The 21,163-nt window shown below is 58.7% G+C and carries 13 protein-coding genes and 4 pseudogenes; 11 read left to right on the forward strand and 6 right to left on the reverse strand.

Going from position 1 to position 21,163, the window contains the following annotated elements:
• Positions 1 to 41: 41 nt before the first annotated feature.
• The gene (locus ACVWYP_RS12820) at positions 42 to 719 is read right to left on the reverse strand and encodes a response regulator transcription factor (protein ID WP_018269894.1); all 678 of its coding nucleotides are present in this window, start codon (positions 717 to 719) and stop codon (positions 42 to 44) included.
• A complete protein-coding gene (locus ACVWYP_RS12825) occupies positions 716 to 3,388 on the reverse strand; it encodes a PAS domain S-box protein (RefSeq protein ID WP_016839799.1) in 2,673 nt (890 codons plus the stop codon). Before ACVWYP_RS12825 ends, ACVWYP_RS12820 begins: the two co-directional genes overlap by 4 nt.
• A 346-nt stretch (positions 3,389 to 3,734) precedes the next feature.
• Here ACVWYP_RS12825 and ACVWYP_RS12830 point away from each other — a divergent pair, with 346 nt between their 5' ends.
• The gene (locus ACVWYP_RS12830; RefSeq protein ID WP_125459344.1) at positions 3,735 to 3,980 is read left to right on the forward strand and encodes a hypothetical protein; all 246 of its coding nucleotides are present in this window, start codon (positions 3,735 to 3,737) and stop codon (positions 3,978 to 3,980) included.
• A gap of 195 nt (positions 3,981 to 4,175) precedes the next feature.
• Here ACVWYP_RS12830 and ACVWYP_RS12835 read toward each other — a convergent pair whose 3' ends face one another.
• Positions 4,176 to 5,492 carry a dicarboxylate/amino acid:cation symporter gene (locus ACVWYP_RS12835; RefSeq protein ID WP_016839801.1) on the reverse strand — a complete coding sequence of 439 codons (1,317 nt, stop codon included), beginning with the start codon at positions 5,490 to 5,492 and terminating at the stop codon, positions 4,176 to 4,178.
• A 955-nt stretch (positions 5,493 to 6,447) separates the two neighbouring features.
• On the opposite strand from ACVWYP_RS12835, the pseudogene ACVWYP_RS12840 reads away from it, so the two are divergent.
• From ACVWYP_RS12840 to ACVWYP_RS12865, 6 genes and pseudogenes are all read left to right on the forward strand, one after another.
• A pseudogene (locus tag ACVWYP_RS12840) lies at positions 6,448 to 6,719 on the forward strand (helix-turn-helix transcriptional regulator).
• Between the two features lie 238 nt (positions 6,720 to 6,957).
• Complete coding sequence (locus ACVWYP_RS12845) at positions 6,958 to 8,007, forward strand: aromatic ring-hydroxylating dioxygenase subunit alpha (protein WP_016839802.1); 1,050 nt, start codon at positions 6,958 to 6,960, stop codon at positions 8,005 to 8,007.
• 3 nt (positions 8,008 to 8,010) lie between these two features.
• Positions 8,011 to 8,763, forward strand: a complete 753-nt coding sequence (locus ACVWYP_RS12850) for a GntR family transcriptional regulator (protein WP_253592557.1) — start codon at positions 8,011 to 8,013, stop codon at positions 8,761 to 8,763.
• Positions 8,764 to 8,774: 11 nt separating this feature from the next.
• Entirely contained in the window at positions 8,775 to 9,755 is a 981-nt protein-coding gene (locus tag ACVWYP_RS12855; RefSeq protein WP_028344265.1) for a PDR/VanB family oxidoreductase, read from the forward strand.
• 646 nt (positions 9,756 to 10,401) lie between these two features.
• Positions 10,402 to 11,088, forward strand: a complete 687-nt coding sequence (locus ACVWYP_RS12860) for a molybdate ABC transporter permease subunit (RefSeq protein WP_016846835.1) — start codon at positions 10,402 to 10,404, stop codon at positions 11,086 to 11,088.
• 114 nt (positions 11,089 to 11,202) lie between these two features.
• Positions 11,203 to 12,464 (forward strand): annotated as a pseudogene (locus ACVWYP_RS12865) (serine hydrolase domain-containing protein).
• Positions 12,465 to 12,851: 387 nt separating this feature from the next.
• On the opposite strand, the gene istB reads toward ACVWYP_RS12865, so the two are convergent.
• Positions 12,852 to 13,661 carry an IS21-like element ISBj11 family helper ATPase IstB gene (gene istB, locus ACVWYP_RS12870; protein ID WP_016842034.1) on the reverse strand — a complete coding sequence of 270 codons (810 nt, stop codon included), beginning with the start codon at positions 13,659 to 13,661 and terminating at the stop codon, positions 12,852 to 12,854.
• Positions 13,658 to 13,918, reverse strand: a pseudogene (locus tag ACVWYP_RS12875) (IS21 family transposase); the annotation flags it as partial. The pseudogene ACVWYP_RS12875 and the gene istB, both read right to left, overlap by 4 nt.
• Positions 13,919 to 14,038: 120 nt before the next feature.
• On the opposite strand from ACVWYP_RS12875, the gene ACVWYP_RS12880 reads away from it, so the two are divergent.
• On the forward strand, positions 14,039 to 15,472 hold the full coding sequence (locus ACVWYP_RS12880) for an IS4 family transposase (protein WP_304497169.1): 1,434 nt from the start codon (positions 14,039 to 14,041) through the stop codon (positions 15,470 to 15,472).
• An 11-nt stretch (positions 15,473 to 15,483) separates the two neighbouring features.
• Here the strand turns inward: ACVWYP_RS12880 and istA are convergent.
• Positions 15,484 to 16,737 (reverse strand): annotated as a pseudogene (istA, locus tag ACVWYP_RS12885) (IS21-like element ISBj11 family transposase); the annotation flags it as partial.
• A gap of 793 nt (positions 16,738 to 17,530) precedes the next feature.
• On the opposite strand from istA, the gene ACVWYP_RS12890 reads away from it, so the two are divergent.
• Genes ACVWYP_RS12890 through cybH form a run of 3 tightly spaced genes read left to right on the forward strand, consistent with a single transcriptional unit; the run spans position 17,531 to position 21,157 of the window.
• Positions 17,531 to 18,631: a hydrogenase small subunit gene (locus ACVWYP_RS12890; protein ID WP_028344289.1), complete on the forward strand. Its 1,101-nt coding sequence runs from the start codon at positions 17,531 to 17,533 to the stop codon at positions 18,629 to 18,631.
• 11 nt (positions 18,632 to 18,642) lie between these two features.
• Entirely contained in the window at positions 18,643 to 20,433 is a 1,791-nt protein-coding gene (locus ACVWYP_RS12895; RefSeq protein ID WP_028344288.1) for a nickel-dependent hydrogenase large subunit, read from the forward strand.
• 4 nt (positions 20,434 to 20,437) lie between these two features.
• Positions 20,438 to 21,157, forward strand: coding sequence for a Ni/Fe-hydrogenase, b-type cytochrome subunit (gene cybH, locus ACVWYP_RS12900; protein ID WP_016846839.1), 720 nt, complete (start codon positions 20,438 to 20,440; stop codon positions 21,155 to 21,157).
• The last annotated feature ends 6 nt before the right edge of the window (positions 21,158 to 21,163 follow it).

Consider the following 21,163-nt stretch of genomic DNA (forward strand, 5'->3'; position numbering starts at 1 on the left):
GGCGAAAAGTGGGCTTGCGCGGTTAAATTGTAAAATCATACTTAGGTTTGTTCGGGACGGTTAGCACGGAGTCCCAGCGTCTCAGTCATCCTGATCAAATCCGCCAGCGACCGGGCCCGCATCTTTTTCATCACGTGTCCCCGATAGATCTTGACCGTAATCTCGGCGAGCCCCAGCTCGGCAGCTATCTGCTTGTTCATCAAGCCGGTAGCGACTAGTTTCATAACCGCCTGCTCGCGCGGGCTGAGGGTCTCAAATAGGGACTTGAGATTCACGACGGTCTGCTCGGCTGCCCGTCTTTTGCGATCGCGTTCGGTCGCCGCGATCACAGCGTCCAGTAGTTCCTGATCGCGAAACGGTTTTGTGAGAAAATCGACCGCTCCACCCTTCATGGCCCTGACGCTCATGGGAATGTCGCCATGGCCTGTAATGAAGATGATGGGAATATGAATGTTCGACTTGGCTAGCTCAGTCTGGAACTCAAGGCCGCTCAAGCCGGGCAGCCGGACATCAAGAACCAGGCAGCTAACGACGTCCGGAAGTTTGCTCTGCAGCATTTCTCGGGCCGATCCGAATGCAACGACGTCCAGGCCGACGGATTGAAAAAGGTTTGTAAGCGACCGACGCATCGAGACATCATCTTCGACAATGAAGACAATCGCATTTGCCGATGCCTCGGCTCTGCTGCCTTCGCGCTGGGAGTTTGAGCGTTCGTTCACGACACCACCTCCTTGTGCAACGGCAGGTCAAACCGAAAGCTCGCTCCGGGTCCCTGCCTGTGGACGATTGAAAGACGCCCTCCGTGAGCTTCCACAATCGAGCGGCAGATCGAAAGGCCCATGCCAAGGCCGCTCGATTTTGTCGTGAAGAAGGGGTCTAACACCCGATCGGCGTCATTCTCCGAGATGCCGACGCCATTATCAGTCACCGCAAGCCGCACGTGTTCCATATCGTCCCTAGATGACTGGATCACCAGTTCGCGCGTCCTGTCCGTAACTGCGTCCATAGCTTCGATCCCGTTCATCACCAGATTGATCATCACCTGCTGCAGCTGAATCCGGTCGCCCAGAACCGCCGGCAGCGCTGCCGTCAGCTCGGTTTTCAGTGTCACTTGGTGGCTAACCAGCTCACGATTCACCAGCGCAATGACATCCTTAACGACGTCATTGATGTCGAGCGGAAGCATTTCGATCTCGCCCTTCTTCGCAAGCGCGCGAACGCGACGGATCACCTCGCTTGCCCGGATTGCGTCTTCGATTATCCATTCAACGGATGAGCGCGCAGCGGAAAGATCAGGAGTTTTGCGGCCCATCCAACCTAGGCACGCGTCGGCGTTGCTGATAATCGCGGCGAGTGGCTGGTTGATTTCGTGGGCGATGGAGGTGGTCAGCTCTCCTAACGTCGTCACGCGCGTCACATGCGCGAGCTCCGCCTGTGCCTTCCGCAGCTCTTGTTCAGCCTGGTCTGCGCGGATAATAGCGGTGATGTCGGTGCTGACGCCACGGTAGCCAAGAAAATTGCCGCTTACGTCAAAAAATGGCTTACCGCTCGTCCGGACGTAGATCGGACATCCCATCCGGTTGACAGTGCGATAGACCAAATCACGAAATGGCAGATGTGCCTCTAGCCTTGCACGATGTTGCCGCCATTTCTCAGGTTCGTCTTCCAAGTCGCAAGCAATGTCCCAACGCGGCAGACCCAGGAGGCCTGTGGCAAGGATTCCCGCAGCGCTGGTATGTTCCGATAAGTGAGTGACTTTATGGTCTGGCCCGGTCTCCCAGAGCCAGTCGGAAGCTGTTTCAGCGTAGTCGCGAAAGCGCTGCTCGCTTTCGCGCAGCGCAGCAAGTGTGCTTTCCAGGCGTTCTCTGGCCGCGTATTGCTCAGTGACATCCATATGTGTCCCAATGAGCTCGCCGATATTGCCGTCGCTGCCAACCACGACATGGGCCACAGAATGTATGTGCCTCATCGAGCCATCCGGGAGCAAAATTCGAAAATCATATTCGAAGCGGTTTTGCTTGCCGTCTCTCGCAAGTCGCTGCACGTCCTGAAGCCGCGGCAGGTCGTCCGGATGTATCCGCGAACGAATAGTCTCTATGGACACGGTCTCTTGCGGGTCGAAGCCGAAGAGACGATTCACTTCGGCGGAGCGATACACAAAATCGACTCCGTGGACGTCCCATGACCAACTGCCAGTATGACTGAGATGCTGGGCTTCGGCCAGATAGGCCTCGCTGCGGCGTAGCTGCTGCTCTACTTGCTTTGTAACTGTGATATCCGTCGCTGCCCCGACAAACTCGATTTCGCCAGAGGCGGTTGTCGTCGCTCGCGCCCGCGCGCGGATGTGCTTCACCGAGCCGTCCGGTAGCAGCAATCGGTATTCATGCTCGAACTCCTGCGGGTCTTGCATCGCTCGATCGATCGTCTGTTGGACGGAAGCTCGATCTTCCGGGTGCGTGCGCTCGACGACGAGTTGCGGGCTCGGTATCGTCTTCGGATCCAACTGGAAAATTCGAAAAAGCTCTTTTGACCAAAAAACCTCGCCAGTGGCGAAGTTCCAGCCGAAGCTGCCTGTGTGGCTCAACTCCTGCGCTTGAGCCAAATGGGCTTCGCTGCGCTGTAGGGCAAGCTCCGTCTGCCGTTTTTCGGTGATATCTTCGCAGGATATCAGGACAACCGGCTTGTCATCGGCCCAAAGCATGGCTTTGGCATTTTCTCGCACCCACAGGACCACGCCGTCTTTTCTGACTTTTTGGGCGTCCCAGGTTTGCGATTGACCGATATCTTCAAGGCATCTGCGAATGCATGTGCGTGCGAACTCGCGATCCTCCTCCAGAAAGAGCCTCAGAACGGATTGACCGATGAGTTCGGAGCGCGCATAGCCGAGGTGTGTCGCGCCGAACGTATTGACGTTGAGGATGGTACCGGCTTCGTCGACCATGACGTACATGGCCGGATTGTGCTCAAAGATTGCGCGCCACCGCTTTTCACGGTCCTTCAAATCGGCCGTGCTGCGCCGGAGTTCGGCCGCAGTCTCATGCGCAGCCTCTCTTTCCTGGCGGATTTTTCCAATCAGGTGTGTTCCGACAATCGAGACGGTAAAGAATGCGACAACCACCAGAAGAACTTGAGGGTCATCGATCCGCAGACTAAACGCCGGCGGTGCAAAGTAATACGCCAAAGCAGCGATAGCTAAGACCGAAAGCGCGGATGAGGCGATAAAGCTGCCGATCAATGAAAACAGCAATATAACCAGCAAATAGCCGAACGCCGTCGCAGCGAAATGTGTTTGAAGGTACAAGGAAGCTAGCGTCACCACCGCCAGCGTTATGCTGCCGAAAGTAAACTGCGTGGCAGAACGTTTGAAGTTATTGATCTGGTTATACATTCTTGGACCGTCCGGCCTTTCTCCGGCGGGAGAGTTATAACATTTTAGGCAAAAATGGGGCAATTCTTTCCGCTCCACGCTCAAGAGCGGTTCCGGGTAAATTGCTTACAGCTGAACTCAGCACGTGCCGAAGAAACGCGCATTACAAACGTAGGTATAGTTGTTCTAAACCTTTCCAAATGGCGCGCCGACGTGCGTACAATCGAGGCTCAGATGTCTGTTTTCTTTCACTGCGATAGCCCTTTGGCAGGCGCGCGCGGCTGTGGAGGCCGCGGCCGAGCACAACTGTATGCGGCCAAGGCACGTCCAGCGGCGGGGTAGCTGCGAGCCGCGGGTCTGCCAGGACGTGACGCTGAACAATGAGACGCCCGTCGTTGAATATCTAAAGAGCGCCGACAAGCAGTGGAGCACCGTGAGTTTGCTCAATGCGATCCATCTCGACCTGGTGAAGGTGCCGATCTGGTTCACGAGTCATCACTGCCGCAGCATCGGTGGACGAGGCCAGTTCGCTGGCCACGCGCCAAGCCGTTTCATGGATAGATCCAGTAACTTTGCCCGTCAGGCCCGGCCAGGTTCGGTCGGAATCGTATAGTCTGTCCCGGCCGACCTTACGCCGTCATCTGGATCGCTTTGGGGCACGACACCGAGTCGTGGTACGACCCGCAGATTCCGCGAGAAGAACTCCGGCTCGCAGTTCATTCGGCTGTGCCGATTTGAACTGCGAAAAATTCGGAGTTGGCTACGCTCAGTTCGAGCGTGCCTTGAAATCACGGACAGGACCTGGAGCCTATATCCTTGAGCTTCGTGTATCGGCACCGGCGGTGGGCTGCTCGAGCCGGGCATGTAGGGTCGCGTCGTCGAGCTCGCCTTCCCACCAGGACACGAACACAGCGGCGATGCCATTGCCAGTGATGTTGGTAAGGGCTCGCACCTCGCTCATGAACTTGTCGATCGAAAATACGATCGCCATGCCCGGCACCAATGCCGGGTTGACCACCGACAATGTCGCGGCGAGTGTAATGAAGCCTGCGCCGGTGACGCCGCTTGCTCCCTTCGAGGTCAGCATTGCCACGAGCAAGATCGTGAGCTGCTGGCCAAAGGTCAGATCGACCCCGAGTGCCTGGGCAATGAACAATGTCGCAAGCGTCATATAAATGTTGGTGCCGTCGAGGTTGAAGGAGTAGCCGGTTGGCACCACGAGGCCGACCACGGGCTTTGAGCAGCCCAGCCGCTCGAGCTTCTCCATCAATTGCGGCAGCGCGCTTTCCGAGGACGAGGTGCCAAGCACGATCAGAAGCTCGTCCTTAATATAGATAATGAACTTGAAGATCGAAAAGCCGACGATCCGCGCGATCAGGCCGAGCACGACGACCACAAATATCGCGGCCGTCGCATAGAACAGTACGATCAGTCCGATCAGATTACCGAGCGCCGCCGGCCCGAACTTGCCGATTGTGAAGGCCATCGCGCCGAACGCGCCGATCGGGGCGGCTTTCATGATGATGGCAATCACGCCGAACACTGCGTGCGCGACGTCGTCAATCATGCCGCGCAGTCGTTCTCCACGCTCGCCCAGCGCCATCAGCGAAAAGCCAAACAGAATCGCGAACAGGAGCACTTGCAGAACATCGCCGCGGGCGAGGGCGCCGACCACCGTATCGGGAATGATATTGAGAAAAAAATCGACGGTCTTCGAGGCTTCCGCCTGCTTGACATAGTTGGCGACCGCCGCAGCGTCCGGTTTGACCGCAAGACCATGGCCGATTTGGACCAGATTGCCCATGACAAGGCCCAACACCAAGGCAAAGCTCGATACGATCTCGAAATAGACCAGCGCTTTAACGCCGACGCGCCCGACTTTCTTTGCATCCTGGATATGTGCGATCCCGGATGCGACGGTGCAGAAGATGATCGGTGCGATCACCATCTTGATCAGCTTGATGAAGCCATCACCAAGCGCCTTGACCCAGTCGTTGGTCGCGACCGACGGCCATAGCCAGCCGACGATGGCGCCAATCACGATCGCGATCAACACCTGAACGTAGAGAATTTTATACCAAGTCTGCGACGCGCGCGCGGGCGCCGCAGTTGCCATGGTGGTCATGACGCTTCCTTCCCGAATACACTCGAATGCGAGCCGCTGCGTCGTTCAGAGGCGACGGCATCATTCGAGGCTGTCATTTTAGCCGTGTCCGATTGAAGACGATTCCGGGAGCCGGCGCGTCATTCCAAAGGCAGGCGTTCAGTTACGTTATCGTTTTTCGTCAAGCAAGATCCGCACCAGAGCCAACCTGCAGTCGATCGAGTCGCCATCGGATAAGCACCTGTCTTCTGACGGGTCTTTGAATCTTCGAACGGCATTTGTGAGGTCGATCGAGAAGGCGTTGCTCAGCGTCATGCCGCCTTTTGCTGGCAAGTGTCCCGAGGCACCTCTTGGCATAGAAATCCTAGAGTGATCAGTACCCTTCAAGTGCGCGACTTGATGCAACAGTACGTTACATTGGTAAAATTGATTGTTTGGATCGTAGGCATCCAGGCGATGGAAGCGTGCGACATCTAGAGGGCCGGTCGATGTGAGGTCGTATCGGCATCGGCGCTCGCCGAGCCGATAGCGTTACGATGGGGTTCTCGACTCGATCATTCTGCTCTGAACTCTTTGCCAGGCAGCACGAGACCAACTTATTCTTGCTGCAGATATACGGGCGAGCTCGAATCGAGTTACGACAATCGGATGGCGGTGAATGTGCTCCAGTATGGTCCGGTAAGACCGATGGTTCGGCAGAATTTCTGCGCATCATCCGCATTGTGAAGGTCGCCCGATCAGCTTGCCATGTCCATGATTGTCCAAGGTCGTAGGCTGGACGGTCGCTAGATAATGGACGAGCGCTAGATAGGAGTGAGCTTTGCCACCACGAATAGCGCTTTCTACTTGGGGTGCCGAAAGTCGCTTCATCGATATTCGGTATCCCTCCAGGGAGCGCGCTTCTCCATGATGATGGCGCGATAGTGCCGCCGTTCGCGGCCGGCCTCTCACCTGGAGCTCTCAAATGCCCTATTTGATGTCAGATCCATCCACCCGGTTCCTGCGTACGCCGGAGGCTGCGCGTTATCTTAGCCTATCCGGCCGCACGCTCGAAAAGCACCGCACGTATGGCACGGGGCCAGCGTATCGAAAGATCGGCGGTCGCGTCATCTACGCACTGGATGATTTGAGAGCATGGGCCGATCTCGGCACCAAGACGTCGACGTCTGATCCCGGCAAGGGAACTGTGCTGCCGGCCAAGAAGCCCCAATCCGGCGTCCCTTCGCAGGCCAGGAATCTCGCCGATAGCCGAGGCTGCGACAGTGCAGGGACTAGATGCAGCGGGTGTGCACGATGGCGAGCTTGGATTCATCCGCTAGCAGTTTTGGTGCGTCGCAAAAAATCTTCACCGAAGCGGAGCCCGACCGAGCCGCTTGGGACCATTACTGTATACAGAAATTCCATTGTAAGCCCGCATATTCGTCACTTTTTTGGCCCCTTTCAAATTTATGTATACAGTCGGTGTCCCTAAGCGAGGAATCGGCACATGAGCCATTGCTTTCCGACGAATGTCTGGTACGCGGCCGCTTGGGATGCAGAGGTGAAGCAGGCGCTGTTGCCGCGCACGATCTGCGGCAAGCACGTTGTGATGTATCGGCGCGCCAACGGGGAGGTGGCGGCACTGGAGGACGCCTGTTGGCATCGATTGGTGCCGCTCTCAAAAGGGCGTCTTGAGGGCGACAGCGTTGTCTGCGGCTATCATGGGCTGAAATTCAACGCGCAGGGCCGCTGCACCTTCATGCCCTCGCAAGAGACGATCAACCCCTCCGCCTGTGTGCGTGCCTATCCTGTGGTCGAGCGCGATCGCTTCGTCTGGCTGTGGATGGGTGATCCGGCGCTGGCCAACCCGCGCTTGGTGCCGGATATGCACTGGAACGATGATTCCGCTTGGGCCGGTGACGGTGACACCATTCACCTGAAATGCGATTATCGTCTGGTTGTCGACAACCTCATGGACCTGACGCATGAAACGTTTGTGCACGGTGCCAGCATCGGCAATAACGCCATCGCGGAAGCGCCGTTTGACGTCACCCATGGTGAGAAGACCGCTACCGTAACGCGCTGGATGAAGGGGATTAGCGCCCCGCCGTTCTGGGCCAAGCAATTGCAAAAACCTGGTCCGGTGGACCGCTGGCAAATCATTCGTTTCGAGGCGCCGTGCACCATCAATATCGACGTCGGAGTGGCGCCCGCCGGAACAGGCGCGCCGGAAGGCAACCGATCGGCCGGCGTCAATGGTATTGTCCTCAACACCATTACGCCCGAAACGGAAACGAGCTGCCATTATTTCTGGGCCTTCGTGCGCAATTATCGCCTGAACGAGCAGCGCCTGACCACCGAACTCCGTCAAGGCGTTTCTGGCATCTTCCGCGAGGACGAGGTCATTCTCGAGGCGCAGCAGCGCGCAATCGACGAAAATCCAGACCGGGTCTTCTATAATCTCAACATCGATGCTGGCGCGATGTGGGCTCGCCGCTTGATAGATCGCATGATCGAGGCCGAGAATCCCTCGCAAGGTCAGCAGGCCGCGGAGTAGAGCATGGTCGAGCGCGACAGCGATCGTTCAGTCTCGCAAACAGTACGCGCCCAGCTCAGCTTGCGCGACCTGATCCTTTCGGGTGACTTGCGGCCAGGCGAGCGGATCTCCGAGTTGCAGGCTGTGGAGACGACCGGCGCATCGCGCACCCCGGTGCGAATGGCATTGGTTCGGCTGGAGGAGGAAGGACTTCTGGAAGCGATCCCTTCTGGCGGTTTCATGGTGAAGGCATTCTCCGAGCGAGATGTCCTGGATTCAATCGAACTGCGTGGTACGGTGGAGGGGCTGGCCGCGCGCTTTGCCGCCGAGCGCGGCGTTCCGTCGCGCGATCTTGAGCCTCTAAAAGGATGTCTTGACGAGATCGACGGCTTGGTGCGGCAGGATCCAATCTCCGTCGAGGCATTTTCCTCCTACGTCGCGCTCAATGCGCGTTTTCACGCGCTATTGACCGAATTGTCGCGCAGTCCTCCCTTGATCCGGCAGGTCGATCGCGCGTCGGCGCTCCCATTCGCCTCGCCCAGCGGCTTTGTGATGACTCAATCGACACTGCCGGATGCGCGCCACACACTCTTGATTGCACAAGATCAACATCGCGTCGTGATCGATGCAATCGAAAATCGCGAAGGCGCACGGGCCGAGGCAATCATGCGCGAGCACGCCCGAGTGGCGGCGCGCTATCTGCGCCTGGTGCTCAGGAACAAGACGCATTCTGACCTGCTGCCAGGACTGGCGCTCATCAGGATGGCAGGCGATTAAAGGAAATCTCCATGCGGTTCATTGAAAGCTGGACACCCGCAACGCTCGTCGCGACGCGCGATCTGACACCTTCGATCCGCGAGTTCCTGATCAAACCGGAAAACTTTGATGGCGCGGCTTATCCGGTCGGCAGCCATATCAATATCGCCGTCACTATCGATGGGCGCCCGGATACGCGATCCTATTCCTTGGTCGGCGAACCCGAGCGAACCGGCTATCGTATCGCCGTGCGGCGCGCGGAGGACTCCCGCGGCGGCTCGCAGTACATGTGGTCGCTCGCGCCGGGCGCCCGACTGACCATTACATTGCCGGCCTCTTTGCTGCCGATTGACTGGGCGCGCCGGCACTACTGCCTAATCGCGGGCGGCATCGGCATTACGCCACTGATCGGGGCAGCTTTGGCGTTGGCGCGCCGCGATGCCGACTTCACTCTGCATTATGCCGTTACTTCTCGTGAGCAAGCCATCTATTTGGATGTTCTCGCTCCCCTGCTGAACAAGCGGCTTATTGTCCATGCGGGCAACGAAGGGCGCAGGCTCAATTTGGATGACTTGTTCGCTTCGCTGCCGCGCGACGCCTTGACCCTCTTGTGCGGTCCGATCCGGATGCTCGATGCCGCGCGCCGGGCCTGGACTGGTGCAGGACGCGCACTATCCGACCTACGTTACGAGACCTTCGGTTCGAGCGGCTCACTGCCGACCGAGGGGTTTCGGGTGCGCCTTGCAGATCAGGCCATTGAGATCGAGATTCCGCGCGATCGCTCGTTGCTGGACGTGCTCAATGGGGCCGGTTACGAGGTGATTTCGGATTGCCGGCGCGGCGAGTGCGGCGTCTGCGCCATCGATCTCGTCAAAATCGACGGTGAGCTTGACCACCGCGACGTTTTCTTCAGCGAGCAGCAAAAGCACGCGAACGAAAAGATCTGTGCATGTGTTTCTCGCGCCCGCGGCATGATCACCGTCGATATACTGCACCGACCGGACGCGCTATAGGTTCACTGCGACTCCTTGTTTTAGGTAGCAGATCGTTGCCTCAGAACTCGGCAACTAACGTATGCTTATGGTTTGTTACGTTCACAGAACAGTGGCGCATGATTGCCGGATGGCGGTCCGCGGCCCGTCTTTCTCCTCGACAAGGCGAAAGTTGAGCACGGAATGAACTCCGAGAGCCGGTCTCGTCCATTCTCGCAATGGGGCTGTGACGGGAGTTCTGCGCTTATACACGCCGGCCCTTGAGCGACACCAACAAACAACCGACATGTCGAAGCAGCATCCACGTCAGGATTTGCATCGAGACATTGCGGATGCGCATCTCGGGCGGCCGCTCTGCCGTCTCATTCTGCCGTCGCTGTCTGCTTGAGAACAAAGATGCCGGAAACTTGACAGCGCGTTAGGTTCACCCCGCAGTATCTCTGGCAGTTATGCGCGTTTTTCTCACGCTGGACACAGAGCCCACCACATTTCGCAAGCGGCACGGGGATTGCTGGATGGCGAGCTGAGAAGCGGCCGCCGTCAGGCCGGTCGAAGCTGCCCTGTCACAGGAGTTTCCGATGAGCCTTGCGATTCTGCATTTGCTCGCAGAAACGACGCGATCGCTGCGCCGGTATGGCGACGTGCTCTCGCCGGTGGGCTGACGCACATGGATGCCCTTTCGCCAGAAATCTGGCAATCCGTTGCGCTCACGGTCGAGCTCGCCAGCGTGACGACAATGATCCTGCTGGTGATTGGCGCGCCGCTCGCGTGGTGGTTGGCACGGTCAAAAACGGTTTTGAGCGAGGCGGTGGCGACAATGGTCGCGCTGCCGCTTGTGCTGCCACCCACGGCGCTCGGTTTCTGCGTACTCGTCCTGCTCGGCCCGAACGGACCAGGTGGGCTTCTCGCCTCTTTCTGGGGCGAGCACACGCTCGCCTTTACCTTTGCGGGAATCGTGGTCGGATCGGTCCTCTCGGCGCTCCCTTTGGTGGTGCAGCCTATCCGTAGCGCCTTTGTTGCGATGGGTAACCACCCGCAGGAAGTTGTGGCGAGTCAGCGCGTTTCTGCGTTGTTCGCCTTCATTACCGTCGGCCTGCCGCTGGCACGGCTGGAGTTCCTCAAGGCTGGTTTGGTTGGCTTTGCTCATACGATCGGCACATTCGGTGTCGTGATGATGATCGGAGGCAACATTCCCGGGCGCACCAAAGTGTTGTCAGCTTATGTCATTGACTACGTCCAAGCATCGCGCTGGCGCGAGGCAGGTTGGGTTGCCGGCGGTATGGTAATGTTCGCCTTTGCGGTCATGTTCACTTTGACTCTCATCGACAAACGATGTGCCAGGAGAGGCACGTGAGGGGCAGGCGCACTAAGCCGGATCGAAGCATCTTCGGCGTACTGGCCAAGCTGGCCGGTCATAACCGAGCAGCAGTATTGCAAGTCAGATCCGTCCATTCTTAACGAGGACACAATGAATAAGCTCGTTGCAGCCGCGGCGGCCGCTGGTATCAGCTTCAATTCAGCACACTCCGCGCCTTTGCCCGAGGCGAGGGCCGATGACGTCGGAGTTTCCAAGCAGCGCCTTGCCAAACTGGACGAGTTCTTTGCTAGCGAGATCGCAGCCAAGCGCGTGCCGGGCGCAGTGGTTGCAATCGCCAGAGACGGCAAGCTCATTCACTACAAGGCGTACGGGCAACTCGATCCTGAAAAAGGAACCTCGATGAGGCTCGATGCGATGTTCGCGCTCGCGTCTATGACCAAACCGATGGTGGCGGTTGCTGGGCTTACCCTCATGGAACAAGGTCGCCTGCCTCTGAGGGCCAGACTTACGGATTACTATCCCGAATTTGCAAACATGAAAGTGGGAGTATCGCAGCCTGACGGTTCGTTAAAATTCGAAGCGCAGAGTCCCCGATCTACGTCCACGACCTTTATCGCCACACATCAGGTCTCACCTATGGCGCGCCGCCGGACAGCTCAGACCAAGTGGCGCGTCTCTATCCGGATTTCGCAGCGCCACCGGTCAAGGGCGATAAGAAGGCTTTCATCGAAGGCATTACCAAGCTGCCGTTGGCGCACCAACCGGGAACGGAATTCGAATACGGCTTCTCGACCGACGTGCTTGGCGCTGTCGTGGAACAGGTTAGCGAGCAGCCACTAGGCGAGTATCTTTCCAGCAACCTGTGGAAGCCGATCGGAATGCTGGATGCCACTTTCCATTTGTCGGGATCGCAACGCGAGCGGCTCGCGCGTCCATTTAAAGACGACCCACTGACGGGAAAGCCACAGGGCATCGAGCTCCTCGAAAGTCCGACGAAGTTTGACTGCGGGGGAGCCTGTGCATTCGCGACAGTTGGTGATTATGTTCGCTTTGGGCAAATGCTGCTAAACGGCGGGGAACTCGATGGCCAGCGCATTCTCGGTCCCAGGACGGTGCATCACATGATCTCCAACCACCTTGGGCCAGAGATCAAAAACAAGGTCGCTAATGTGGAGCCGCACCGTGCCGGCTTTGGGTTCGGGCTCGGAGTGGCTGTACGCATAAGCGAGGGTCTCTCGGCCGTTCCAGGCAATCCAGGTGAGTTCACCTGGACCGGCGCTTACGGAACACAATTTTTCTGTGATCCAAAGGAGCGCCTGGTCGTGGTGGTTGGAACGGCTGCGCCCGGAGAGATCCGCAAGTACTACCGCGAGCAAGTCCAGAATATCGTCTATGCCGGCATAGTTCGCTAGCTCGCTTGCCGCCGGCAAAGCGCGATGAACAGATTGGATGATCAGCAAGTGATGTTTGCTGCTGCGGATCGACGTCAAACTAAAAATACCACACCGTCGTCTGCTATCCGCGTTGCGCGAATCGGACCCAGTACATGGAAACGGCGAGATCGCCTCTGCCATCGCTGCGAAGCTCACCGGAGAAAGGTGTGGTTTCGTGATGCGCCAAGCCATCGCCTCGCTAACGCTTGGCTCGCGCGATGAACGATGAACGTTTATAGCGCGACGATCTGGGTCGGAAGAGCGCGGCGATCAGGATGGCGAGTCAGTGTCGCGGCGCGATGATGATCGCCGCGATGATTGTCGCGCGCAAGAGTTTTGTTTGCTTTGATTGTCGCGGAGCGTCAATCAAGCGAGCGTTTTTTGTGTCGCGTGCTCCGGTGGCCGCCCTGGACCACGCTTTCGCTCGAGGGCAGTCCGCCTGCGATAGCTCTCGACGTTCATCTCGACGATGGTGGCGTGGTGAACAAGGCGATCGATCGCCGCGAGGGTCATAGCTGGGTCCGGAAAGACCTTGTTCCATTCTCCAAAGGGCTGATTGGCGGTGATCAGCAAAGAGCGTCGCTCGTAGCGTGCGCTGATGAGCTCGAACAGCACACTGGTCTCGGCCTGGTCCTTGGTGACATAGGCAAGATCGTCAAGGATAACGAGATCGAAGCGATCGAGGCGGTTGATGGCACCCTCGAGGTTGAGTTCGCGGCGCGCCACCTGGAGCTTCTGCACGAGATCGGTGGTGCGGGTGAAGAGGACGCGCCATCCGTTCTCGATGAGAGCCAAGCCGATTGCTGCTGCCAAGTGACTCTTGCCGCCACCGGGCGGACCAAACAGCAGCAGATTGGCGCCCTTGTTCAACCAGCCGTCGCCGGCGGCGAGCGCGGTCATTTGCGCCTTGGAGATCATCGGTACGGCTTCGAAGTCGAAGCTGTCAAAGGTCTTTCCGGTGGGCAGCCGCGCCTCGACGAGATGGCGCTCGATGCGGCGACGGCTGCGTTCAGCGATCTCGTGCTCTGCAATGGTGGCGAGGAAGCGCGCCGCCGGCCAGCCTTCCTTATCGGACTGCTCGGCAAATTGCGGCCACAGCACCTTGATGGCGGGCAGCCGCAGCTCGTTGAGCAACAGATTGAGGCGCGCGGTGTCGACTACGTTGGTTGTGCTCATGCGGCACCTCCGATCTCGGCAGTACCGATGAGGCATTCATAGGTGGCGAGCGGTGCGAGGCGCACCACGACGTTCGGCATCTGGGCGGGATCCGGGGCGAAGTGAGTACGTAGCCGGTTGAGGTCGGGCAGCCGGCCGTCGTTCAGGTCGGCCGTGAGCTGATCGGCGAGTTCGGCCTCGCAACCGCGCTCATGGGCGAGTGCGAGGAGATCGACCATGATCCGGCAGGCCTTCTTGTCCGGTAAGCGTTTGCGCAAGCTTTCAATTACCCACATTTGACGTCGAATTTGAGCGAGGCGCCGCGGGCGAAATCTTGAATCGGTAGAATCTGTTGTGATTCGTTGTTGAGCACCTGATTCGGAAGCGCGGGGTGCTCGATGGGCTTGGTGAAGGAACGCGCGGGGGCGCGTGCTCAGCGATTGACGACCGGTATCGAGACGTGGGTTGATCGGGAAGTTGCGGGATGCGAGTTTAAGGATGAGCGGCTTGGTCGCCGGTTCTGCAAATTGCTCGCACAAATCGGGAGCGACATGGGTCAAAGCATCCCGCTGGTTTGTCAGGATTGGGCCAACACGAAGGCCGCCTATCGCTTCTTCTCCAATGAACGGGTCAACGAGGCGGATATTCTTTGCGGTCATTTCGAGGCGACGCGCGGGCGCGTAGCGGCGACGGAGGGACCGATCCTCATCCTCCATGACACGACGGAATTCAGCTTCAAGCGCGAGAAGCCGGATCTGATCGGCTTTACGGGCAAGACGGCAGGACGCACGCAGTGCGGCATCCTGATGCATTCGAGTCTCGCCGTGACGACCGAGGGGCTTCCCCTCGGACTGTCGGCAATCAAGTTCTGGACCCGCAAGAAGTTCAAGGGGACGACGGCGCTGAAGCGAAAGATCAATCCGACACGGGTGCCGATTGAGCAGAAGGAGAGCATCCGCTGGCTCGAGAATTTACGGCAATCAACCGACCTTCTCGCTGCCCCTGGACGATGCGTTCATATTGGTGATCGCGAGAGCGACATCTATGAGCTGTTTTGCCTGGCCGAGGAGGCTGGAACACATTTCCTGGTGCGAACCTGTGTTGATCGGCTCGCCGGGGACGGCAATCATACAATTGCCGACGAAATGGACGAGGTTACGATCAAGGGTCTACATCGGATCAAGGTCAAGGACGACAAAGGCGATCCCGACGACGCCGTTCTTGAGATCAGGTACCGCAAGATACGAGTCCTGCCGCCGATTGGCAAACAGACGAAATATCCCGCACTCACTCTGACCGTGATCCATGCCCAAGAGCGGGGAAGGCCGAAACGGCGAAAGAAAATCGAGTGGAAGCTCCTCACCGATCTCCCGGTCCAATCGCGCAAGGACGCCATCAATAAAATCGAATGGTACGCCTTGAGATGGAAGATCGAAGTCTTCCATAAGATCCTCAAATCGGGCTGCAAAGCAGAGGACTCAAAATTGCGAACTGCTGAGCGTCTGGTCAATCTGATCGCGGTCTTCTGCATTGTGAGTTGGCGCGTCTTCTGGATGACGATGCTCAATCGCTCCTCGCCGAATGCCGTACCGCAAATGGCGCTGACAGATCCCGAAATCAGGCTTCTTGATCATTTGGTGAAAGACAGGGGTGGTGATTGCTCTCGACGAAGCACGCTCTCGCACTATGTCGTCAAGATCGCGCGGCTCGGAGGATACTTGGCCCGAGCCAACGATCCGCCTCCAGGAAACACCGTGATCTGGCGCGGACTATCGCGGCTGAACGACATCGAACTTGGAGCCGCAATCGAGGCAACAATTATGGGTAATTGAAAGTTGCGCAAGACGTCGAAGGCTCGGCGGTAAGCTTCCCGGGGGAACAGCTGGTCGCGGTAGACCAGGTTGAGGAGCGCCATCGGCTTGCGCCGCAAGGAATGGATCACGTGCCGATAATCGACGACCTGATCGTGCTTGCCATTGGGATGCGGCCGCCCGCGCGGCAAGGTGAGGAGATGCGTGCCGCCGACAAACACGTCGAGGTGATCGTCATACAGGCGCACCCGCAGCCGATGGCCGATCAAGCGCGACGGCACCGTGTAGAACACCTTGCGCAAGGTGAAGCCGCCGGACGATGTCACGTGGACGATCACCTCTTCATAGTCCGACGTGCGGCGGTCCGGCAGATCCTGAAGTGCGGTACGTTCGCTGTCGATCCGCTTGGCGTTGCGGGCATTGCGGCGGCTGACGATCTCATCGATGAAGCCACGATAGGCAGCGAGATCGTCGAAGTCGGCGGTGCCACGCAGCAACAGCGCGTCGCCGACCGCCCGCTTGAGATGGCCATGCGAACTCTCGATCGCCCCGTTCTCGTGGGCGATGCCACGATTGTTGCGGGAGGGGCGCATGCCGTAATGGGCACAGAGGTCTTCGTATCGCCGCGTCAGATCGTCTTTGGCGTCGCGGTCGAGATTGCAAAAGGCGGCCGACAGGCTGTCGGTGCGATGCTCCCGTGGCGCTCCACCGAGTGACCACAAGGCATTCTGCAGGCCTTCGGCCAGAGCGATGAAGCTCTCACCGCCGAGCACGACATGGGCGTGCTCAAACCCGGAATAGGCCAGCCGGAAGTGATAGAGACGATGGTCGAGCGGCACGCCCGCGATCGTGACACCCAATTCGCCCATGTCGGTGAAGTCGGACAGGCCGCGCTGACCGGGTTCGTGGGTCTGCCGGAAGATGACCTCCTGCTCCTCGCCGTGGATCGCCCGCCAGGCCCGGATCCGGCGCTCCAGCGTGCGACGGATGCCGGCGCCGAGCTCAGGATGGCGTCGGAGCAACTCCTCGAAGATCGTGACCGGCCGCACACCGGGGGCGGCCTTCAGCATCGGCACGATCTCTGTCTCAAATACGCGGGCCAAGGGATCTGGCCGGCGACGGCCGCGAGGAGCCTTCTTCTGCGACGGAAGGCGTCGATCCTGCTCGATCCGGTAAGCGGTCGAGGTGCTGAACGACGCCTTGGCGGCGGCCACGGGCGGGCTATCGGTCTGACGGTACTTCATGTAGAGCCTCATTTGGTGATCGGTAATGTGTCGGCCTGGCACGCGAGTGATTCCTCTTGGCGGAAGAACCACTTGCATAACCAGCCGGCCGCGATCACCAGTCGGCGCGGTCCGCTGTGGATCGCGCCGACGCCGGGCTCGTAACTCCGGTCGGGCTACGCCCTCCCTGCGTCACGAGCCCGGCGTAGCCCTCTCATCATGGTCGACGCTCCACTTCCATCCTGTTCGCCGCGCGGCAAACGTTTCTGGATGAAAGCTCTCAAACGCGCCCAGCCTTGCGCCCGCAATCCCGGCGGGCTTGGTACCGCGCGTCATTGACCCAAGGCAGATTGGATCGATCCGCCCTGAAAGGTGAAGGCGGTGTACTGCGGCGCGGAGGGCTCGCTATCGCGCCGTTCTTGGTCGCCGGTTCGGGTTGTTGGTGACTGCCACTTTGGTGTCGTTGCGCAGTTGCGACGATCGCGGCCTCCATTGCATCTGAGAATGGCGAACAAGTCCCATTGAAATCGGTGAGCAGTGCGGTGCCGCGTGAACTGCGGCAATTGCCGTGTCGGCCGGTGTCGGGACCGTGCTTAAAGAGCGAGTATAACGCATTGGCCGCGAGGGACGAGCCATTGTGCTGCATTGTTGGAGTTCTGACATCGACGGTCAAAACCGGACACCATTGGCACGGTGAGCGCGCTCAGTTGCGCAGCTTGCGCTTAGCTCGCCGATCCCACTGCAAATCACGGAGTGGCGGCTTGGTAACCGTCAGATGTTTGCCGGGCGGTGGCCCATTTTTTGCTGCTGAATGTGAGCAATTCGTCAGGGCCGACGAGAAACTTGGAAGGGGTTCATGAGTGGGGCAACGGAAACCTTCTACAGCGTGATCAGACGCCAAGGTATCACGCGTCGCAGTTTCCACAAGTTTTGCAGTTTGACGGCCTCGAGCTTCGGACTCGGCCCGCTCGCCGCAAGCAGGATTGCCAATGCCCTAGAGACCAAACCGCGTATGCCCGTCATCTGGCTGCACGGGCTCGAGTGTACCTGCTGCTCGGAAAGCTTTATCCGCTCGGCCCATCCGCTAATTAAAGACGTCCTGTTGTCGATGATTTCGCTCGACTACGACGATATGATCATGGCCGCGGCAGGTCACCAGGCTGAAGCCATCCTCGAGGAAGCCCGTCTCAGGTACAAAGGCAGATATGTGCTTGCCGTCGAAGGCAACCCGCCGCTGAATGAGGGGGGCATGTTCTGCATTGACGGCGGCAAGCCGTTCGTCGAGAGGCTCAGGTGGATGGCGGAATCATCCATGGCGGTCATTGCCTGGGGGACCTGCGCATCCTGGGGCTGCGTGCAAGCGGCCAAGCCCAATCCGACCGGCGCTGTACCGATCGATAAGGTGATCACCGACAAGCCGATCGTCAAGGTTCCCGGGTGTCCCCCCATCGCAGAGGTCATGACCGGCCTAGTGACCTTCATCACCACGTTCGGAAGGCTTCCTGAGCTCGATCGCCAAGGACGCCCAAAGATGTTTTATTCCGAGCGCATCCACGACAAGTGCTATCGACGTTCGCATTTCGACGCCGGCCAATTTGTCGAGGCGTGGGACGATGAGTGCGCCCGCAAGGGCTACTGCCTGTACAAGATGGGATGCAAAGGGCCGACCACCTACAATGCCTGTTCTGCCCTTCGCTGGAACGGCGGCGTTTCATTCCCCATTCAATCAGGCCACGGCTGCTTCGGCTGCTCCGAAGACGGCTTTTGGGACAAAGGTTCGTTTTACGATCGGCTCACGACCATCCAGCAGTTCGGCATCGAGAAGAACGCCGATCAGATCGGCATGGCCGCTGCCGGCGCGGTTGGGCTGACCGTCGCCGCACATGCGGCGATCACGGCCGTGAAGCGATTGACCCACAAGCCGGATCGCGCAGTTCGCAAAGATAAGCCGACTTAAAGGGGGCGACGGTGGTGGTCCAGACTCCGAATGGGTTCAACCTCGATCGTTCCGGCAAGCGAATTGTGATCGATCCGCTGACCAGGATCGAGGGCCACCTGCGCGTCGAAGCCAACCTCGATGCGGACAACGTGGTCCGCAATGCGGTCTCGAGCGGGACGATGTGGCGTGGAATCGAAGTCATTCTGCGCGGGCGGGATCCGCGCGACGCCTGGGCGTTCACCGAGCGGATTTGCGGTGTCTGCACCGGCACCCATGCGCTCACCTCGGTGCGTGCCGTTGAAAACGCGCTAGGGATCACCATTCCGGAAAATGCGAACTCGATCCGCAACATCATGCAGCTTTGCCTGCTTGTGCATGATCATCTCGTGCATTTTTATCATCTGCACGCGCTGGATTGGGTCGACGTCATCTCTGCGCTCAAGGCCGATCCCAAGTCCACTTCGGCGCTGGCGCAGTCTATCTCGCCCTGGCCGCTTTCGTCCCCTGGTTATTTCAAGGACCTGCAGATCAGGCTCACCAAATTCTTCGGATCAGGGCAGCCCGGTCCGTTCAAGAACGGCTATTGGGGTCATCCGGCATACAAGCTGCCACCTGAGGTGAACTTGATCACCGTGGCGCATTATTTGGAGGCGCTCGACTTCCAGAAGGAGATCGTCAAGATCCAAGCAGTCTATGGCGGCAAGAACCCGCATCCGAACTGGCTGGTCGGCGGCGTGGCCTGCGCGATCAATATCGATGGAACTGGTGCGGCCGGTGCGATCAATATGGAGCGGCTTAACCTGGTGTCCTCGGTCATCGACCGTTCAATCGAGTTTGTCGAGCAGGTCTACCTGCCCGACATTGCGGCGATCGGCTCGTTCTATAAAGACTGGCTGCATGGCGGCGGACTTTCCAGCAAAAGCGTGATGTCCTACGGCGACATCCCTGAAAACGCTAACGACTGTTCCGCGAAAAGTCTCAAGCTGCCGCGCGGTGTCATTCTTGGCGGCAATCTTGAGGAGATTTTGCCGATCGACCATGGCGATCCCGAGCAGATCCAGGAATTCGTCGCGCATTCATGGTATAAATACCCGAGCGAGTTCAGCGGACTGCATCCCTGGGAGGGCATCACCGAGCCGAACTTTGAGCTGGGGGCAAAGGTCAAAGGCAGCAGAACAGATATCAAGGAGCTCGACGAAGGCGGCAAGTATTCCTGGATCAAAGCGCCGCGCTGGCGCGGCCACGCCGTCGAGGTCGGACCATTGGCGCGATACATCATCGGTTATGCGCAAGGCAAAGCCGAATTCAAGGAGCCGACCAACAGACTGCTCAAGGGGCTCAATCTTCCCCTGAGCGCGCTGTTTTCGACATTTGGCCGTACTGCGACGCGGGCACTCGAATGCCAGTGGGCGGCACATCAGATGCGTTATTTTCAGGACAAGCTGGTCGTCCACATCAAGGCCGGCAATAGCGCGACCGCCAACGTCAGCAAGTGGAAGCCGGAAAGCTGGCCTAACGAGGCCAAGGGCTACGGTTTCACTGAGGCGCCGCGCGGCGCGCTCGGGCACTGGATCAAGATCAAGGACACCAAGATCGACAATTACCAATGTGTCGTGCCGACCACGTGGAACGGGTCTCCTCGCGATTCCAAGGGCAATATTGGCGCCTTTGAAGCTTCGCTGATCGGTACCCCGATCGCGGACCCGCAGCGGCCCCTGGAGATCTTGCGTACGATCCATTCCTTTGATCCGTGCTTGGCCTGCTCAACCCATGTGATCAGTCCTGACGGCCAAGAAATGGCTTCAGTCAATGTTCGGTAGGGACATGGCCGACAAGGCTCCGCAAAACCCTACCGCCGTCGATGCGCCGCCAACTGTTAGCGGCGGCGGCGGTGGCGCCGCTTACGTCTATGAAGCGCCGGTGCGACTGTGGCATTGGGTCAATGCGGCGGCCATTCTGGTGCTGGGCGTAACCGGCTATCTCATTGGAACCGGGACACCGGCGACGCCGGGAGAGGCTAGCGGCAATTTCTTGTTCGGCTATATCCGCTTTGCGCATTTCTCTGCGGGATATGTGCTTGGCGTCGGCTTCCTGCTGCGCATCTACTGGGCCCTGATGGGAAACCCGCATGCCATGCAAATATTTCGCGTGCCGCTCTGGCGCAGCTGCATTTGGCGCGAAGTGTACGATGAGATGCGCTGGTACGCGTTTCTCGCAGTTGAGCCCGACAGGCGCGTCGGGCACAATCGGCTGGCTCAACTTGCGATGTTCTTTATGTTCACGCAGACGATCACGTTCATGATCGTCACAGGCTTTGCACTTTATGGACAGGGTGCGGGCCGTGACAGCTGGCAGTACAAGCTGTTCGGCTGGGTATTTGCAATCTGGCCTAACAGTCAGGACGTCCATACGTGGCATCATCTCGGGCTGTGGATCGTCGTGACCTTTGCGCTGGTTCACATCTACGCGGTGATCCGGGAAGACATCATGTCGGGGCGGAGCATCTCCTCGATGATTTCGGGTCAGCGTCAGTTCCGCGATTGACTGGGA

Source organism: Bradyrhizobium sp. USDA 3262 (assembly GCF_054060035.1).

Coding starts and splice junctions, on each gene's coding strand:
- ACVWYP_RS12825 (WP_016839799.1), bottom strand. CDS start 3,388: ATGTATAACCAGATCAATAACTTCAAACGTTCTGCCACGCAGTTTACT.
- ACVWYP_RS12835 (WP_016839801.1), bottom strand. CDS start 5,492: ATGACCACCATGGCAACTGCGGCGCCCGCGCGCGCGTCGCAGACTTGG.
- ACVWYP_RS12845 (WP_016839802.1), top strand. CDS start 6,958: ATGAGCCATTGCTTTCCGACGAATGTCTGGTACGCGGCCGCTTGGGAT.
- ACVWYP_RS12850 (WP_253592557.1), top strand. CDS start 8,011: ATGGTCGAGCGCGACAGCGATCGTTCAGTCTCGCAAACAGTACGCGCC.
- ACVWYP_RS12855 (WP_028344265.1), top strand. CDS start 8,775: ATGCGGTTCATTGAAAGCTGGACACCCGCAACGCTCGTCGCGACGCGC.
- ACVWYP_RS12860 (WP_016846835.1), top strand. CDS start 10,402: ATGGATGCCCTTTCGCCAGAAATCTGGCAATCCGTTGCGCTCACGGTC.
- istB (WP_016842034.1), bottom strand. CDS start 13,661: ATGAGCACAACCAACGTAGTCGACACCGCGCGCCTCAATCTGTTGCTC.
- ACVWYP_RS12880 (WP_304497169.1), top strand. CDS start 14,039: ATGGGCTTGGTGAAGGAACGCGCGGGGGCGCGTGCTCAGCGATTGACG.
- ACVWYP_RS12890 (WP_028344289.1), top strand. CDS start 17,531: ATGAGTGGGGCAACGGAAACCTTCTACAGCGTGATCAGACGCCAAGGT.
- cybH (WP_016846839.1), top strand. CDS start 20,438: ATGGCCGACAAGGCTCCGCAAAACCCTACCGCCGTCGATGCGCCGCCA.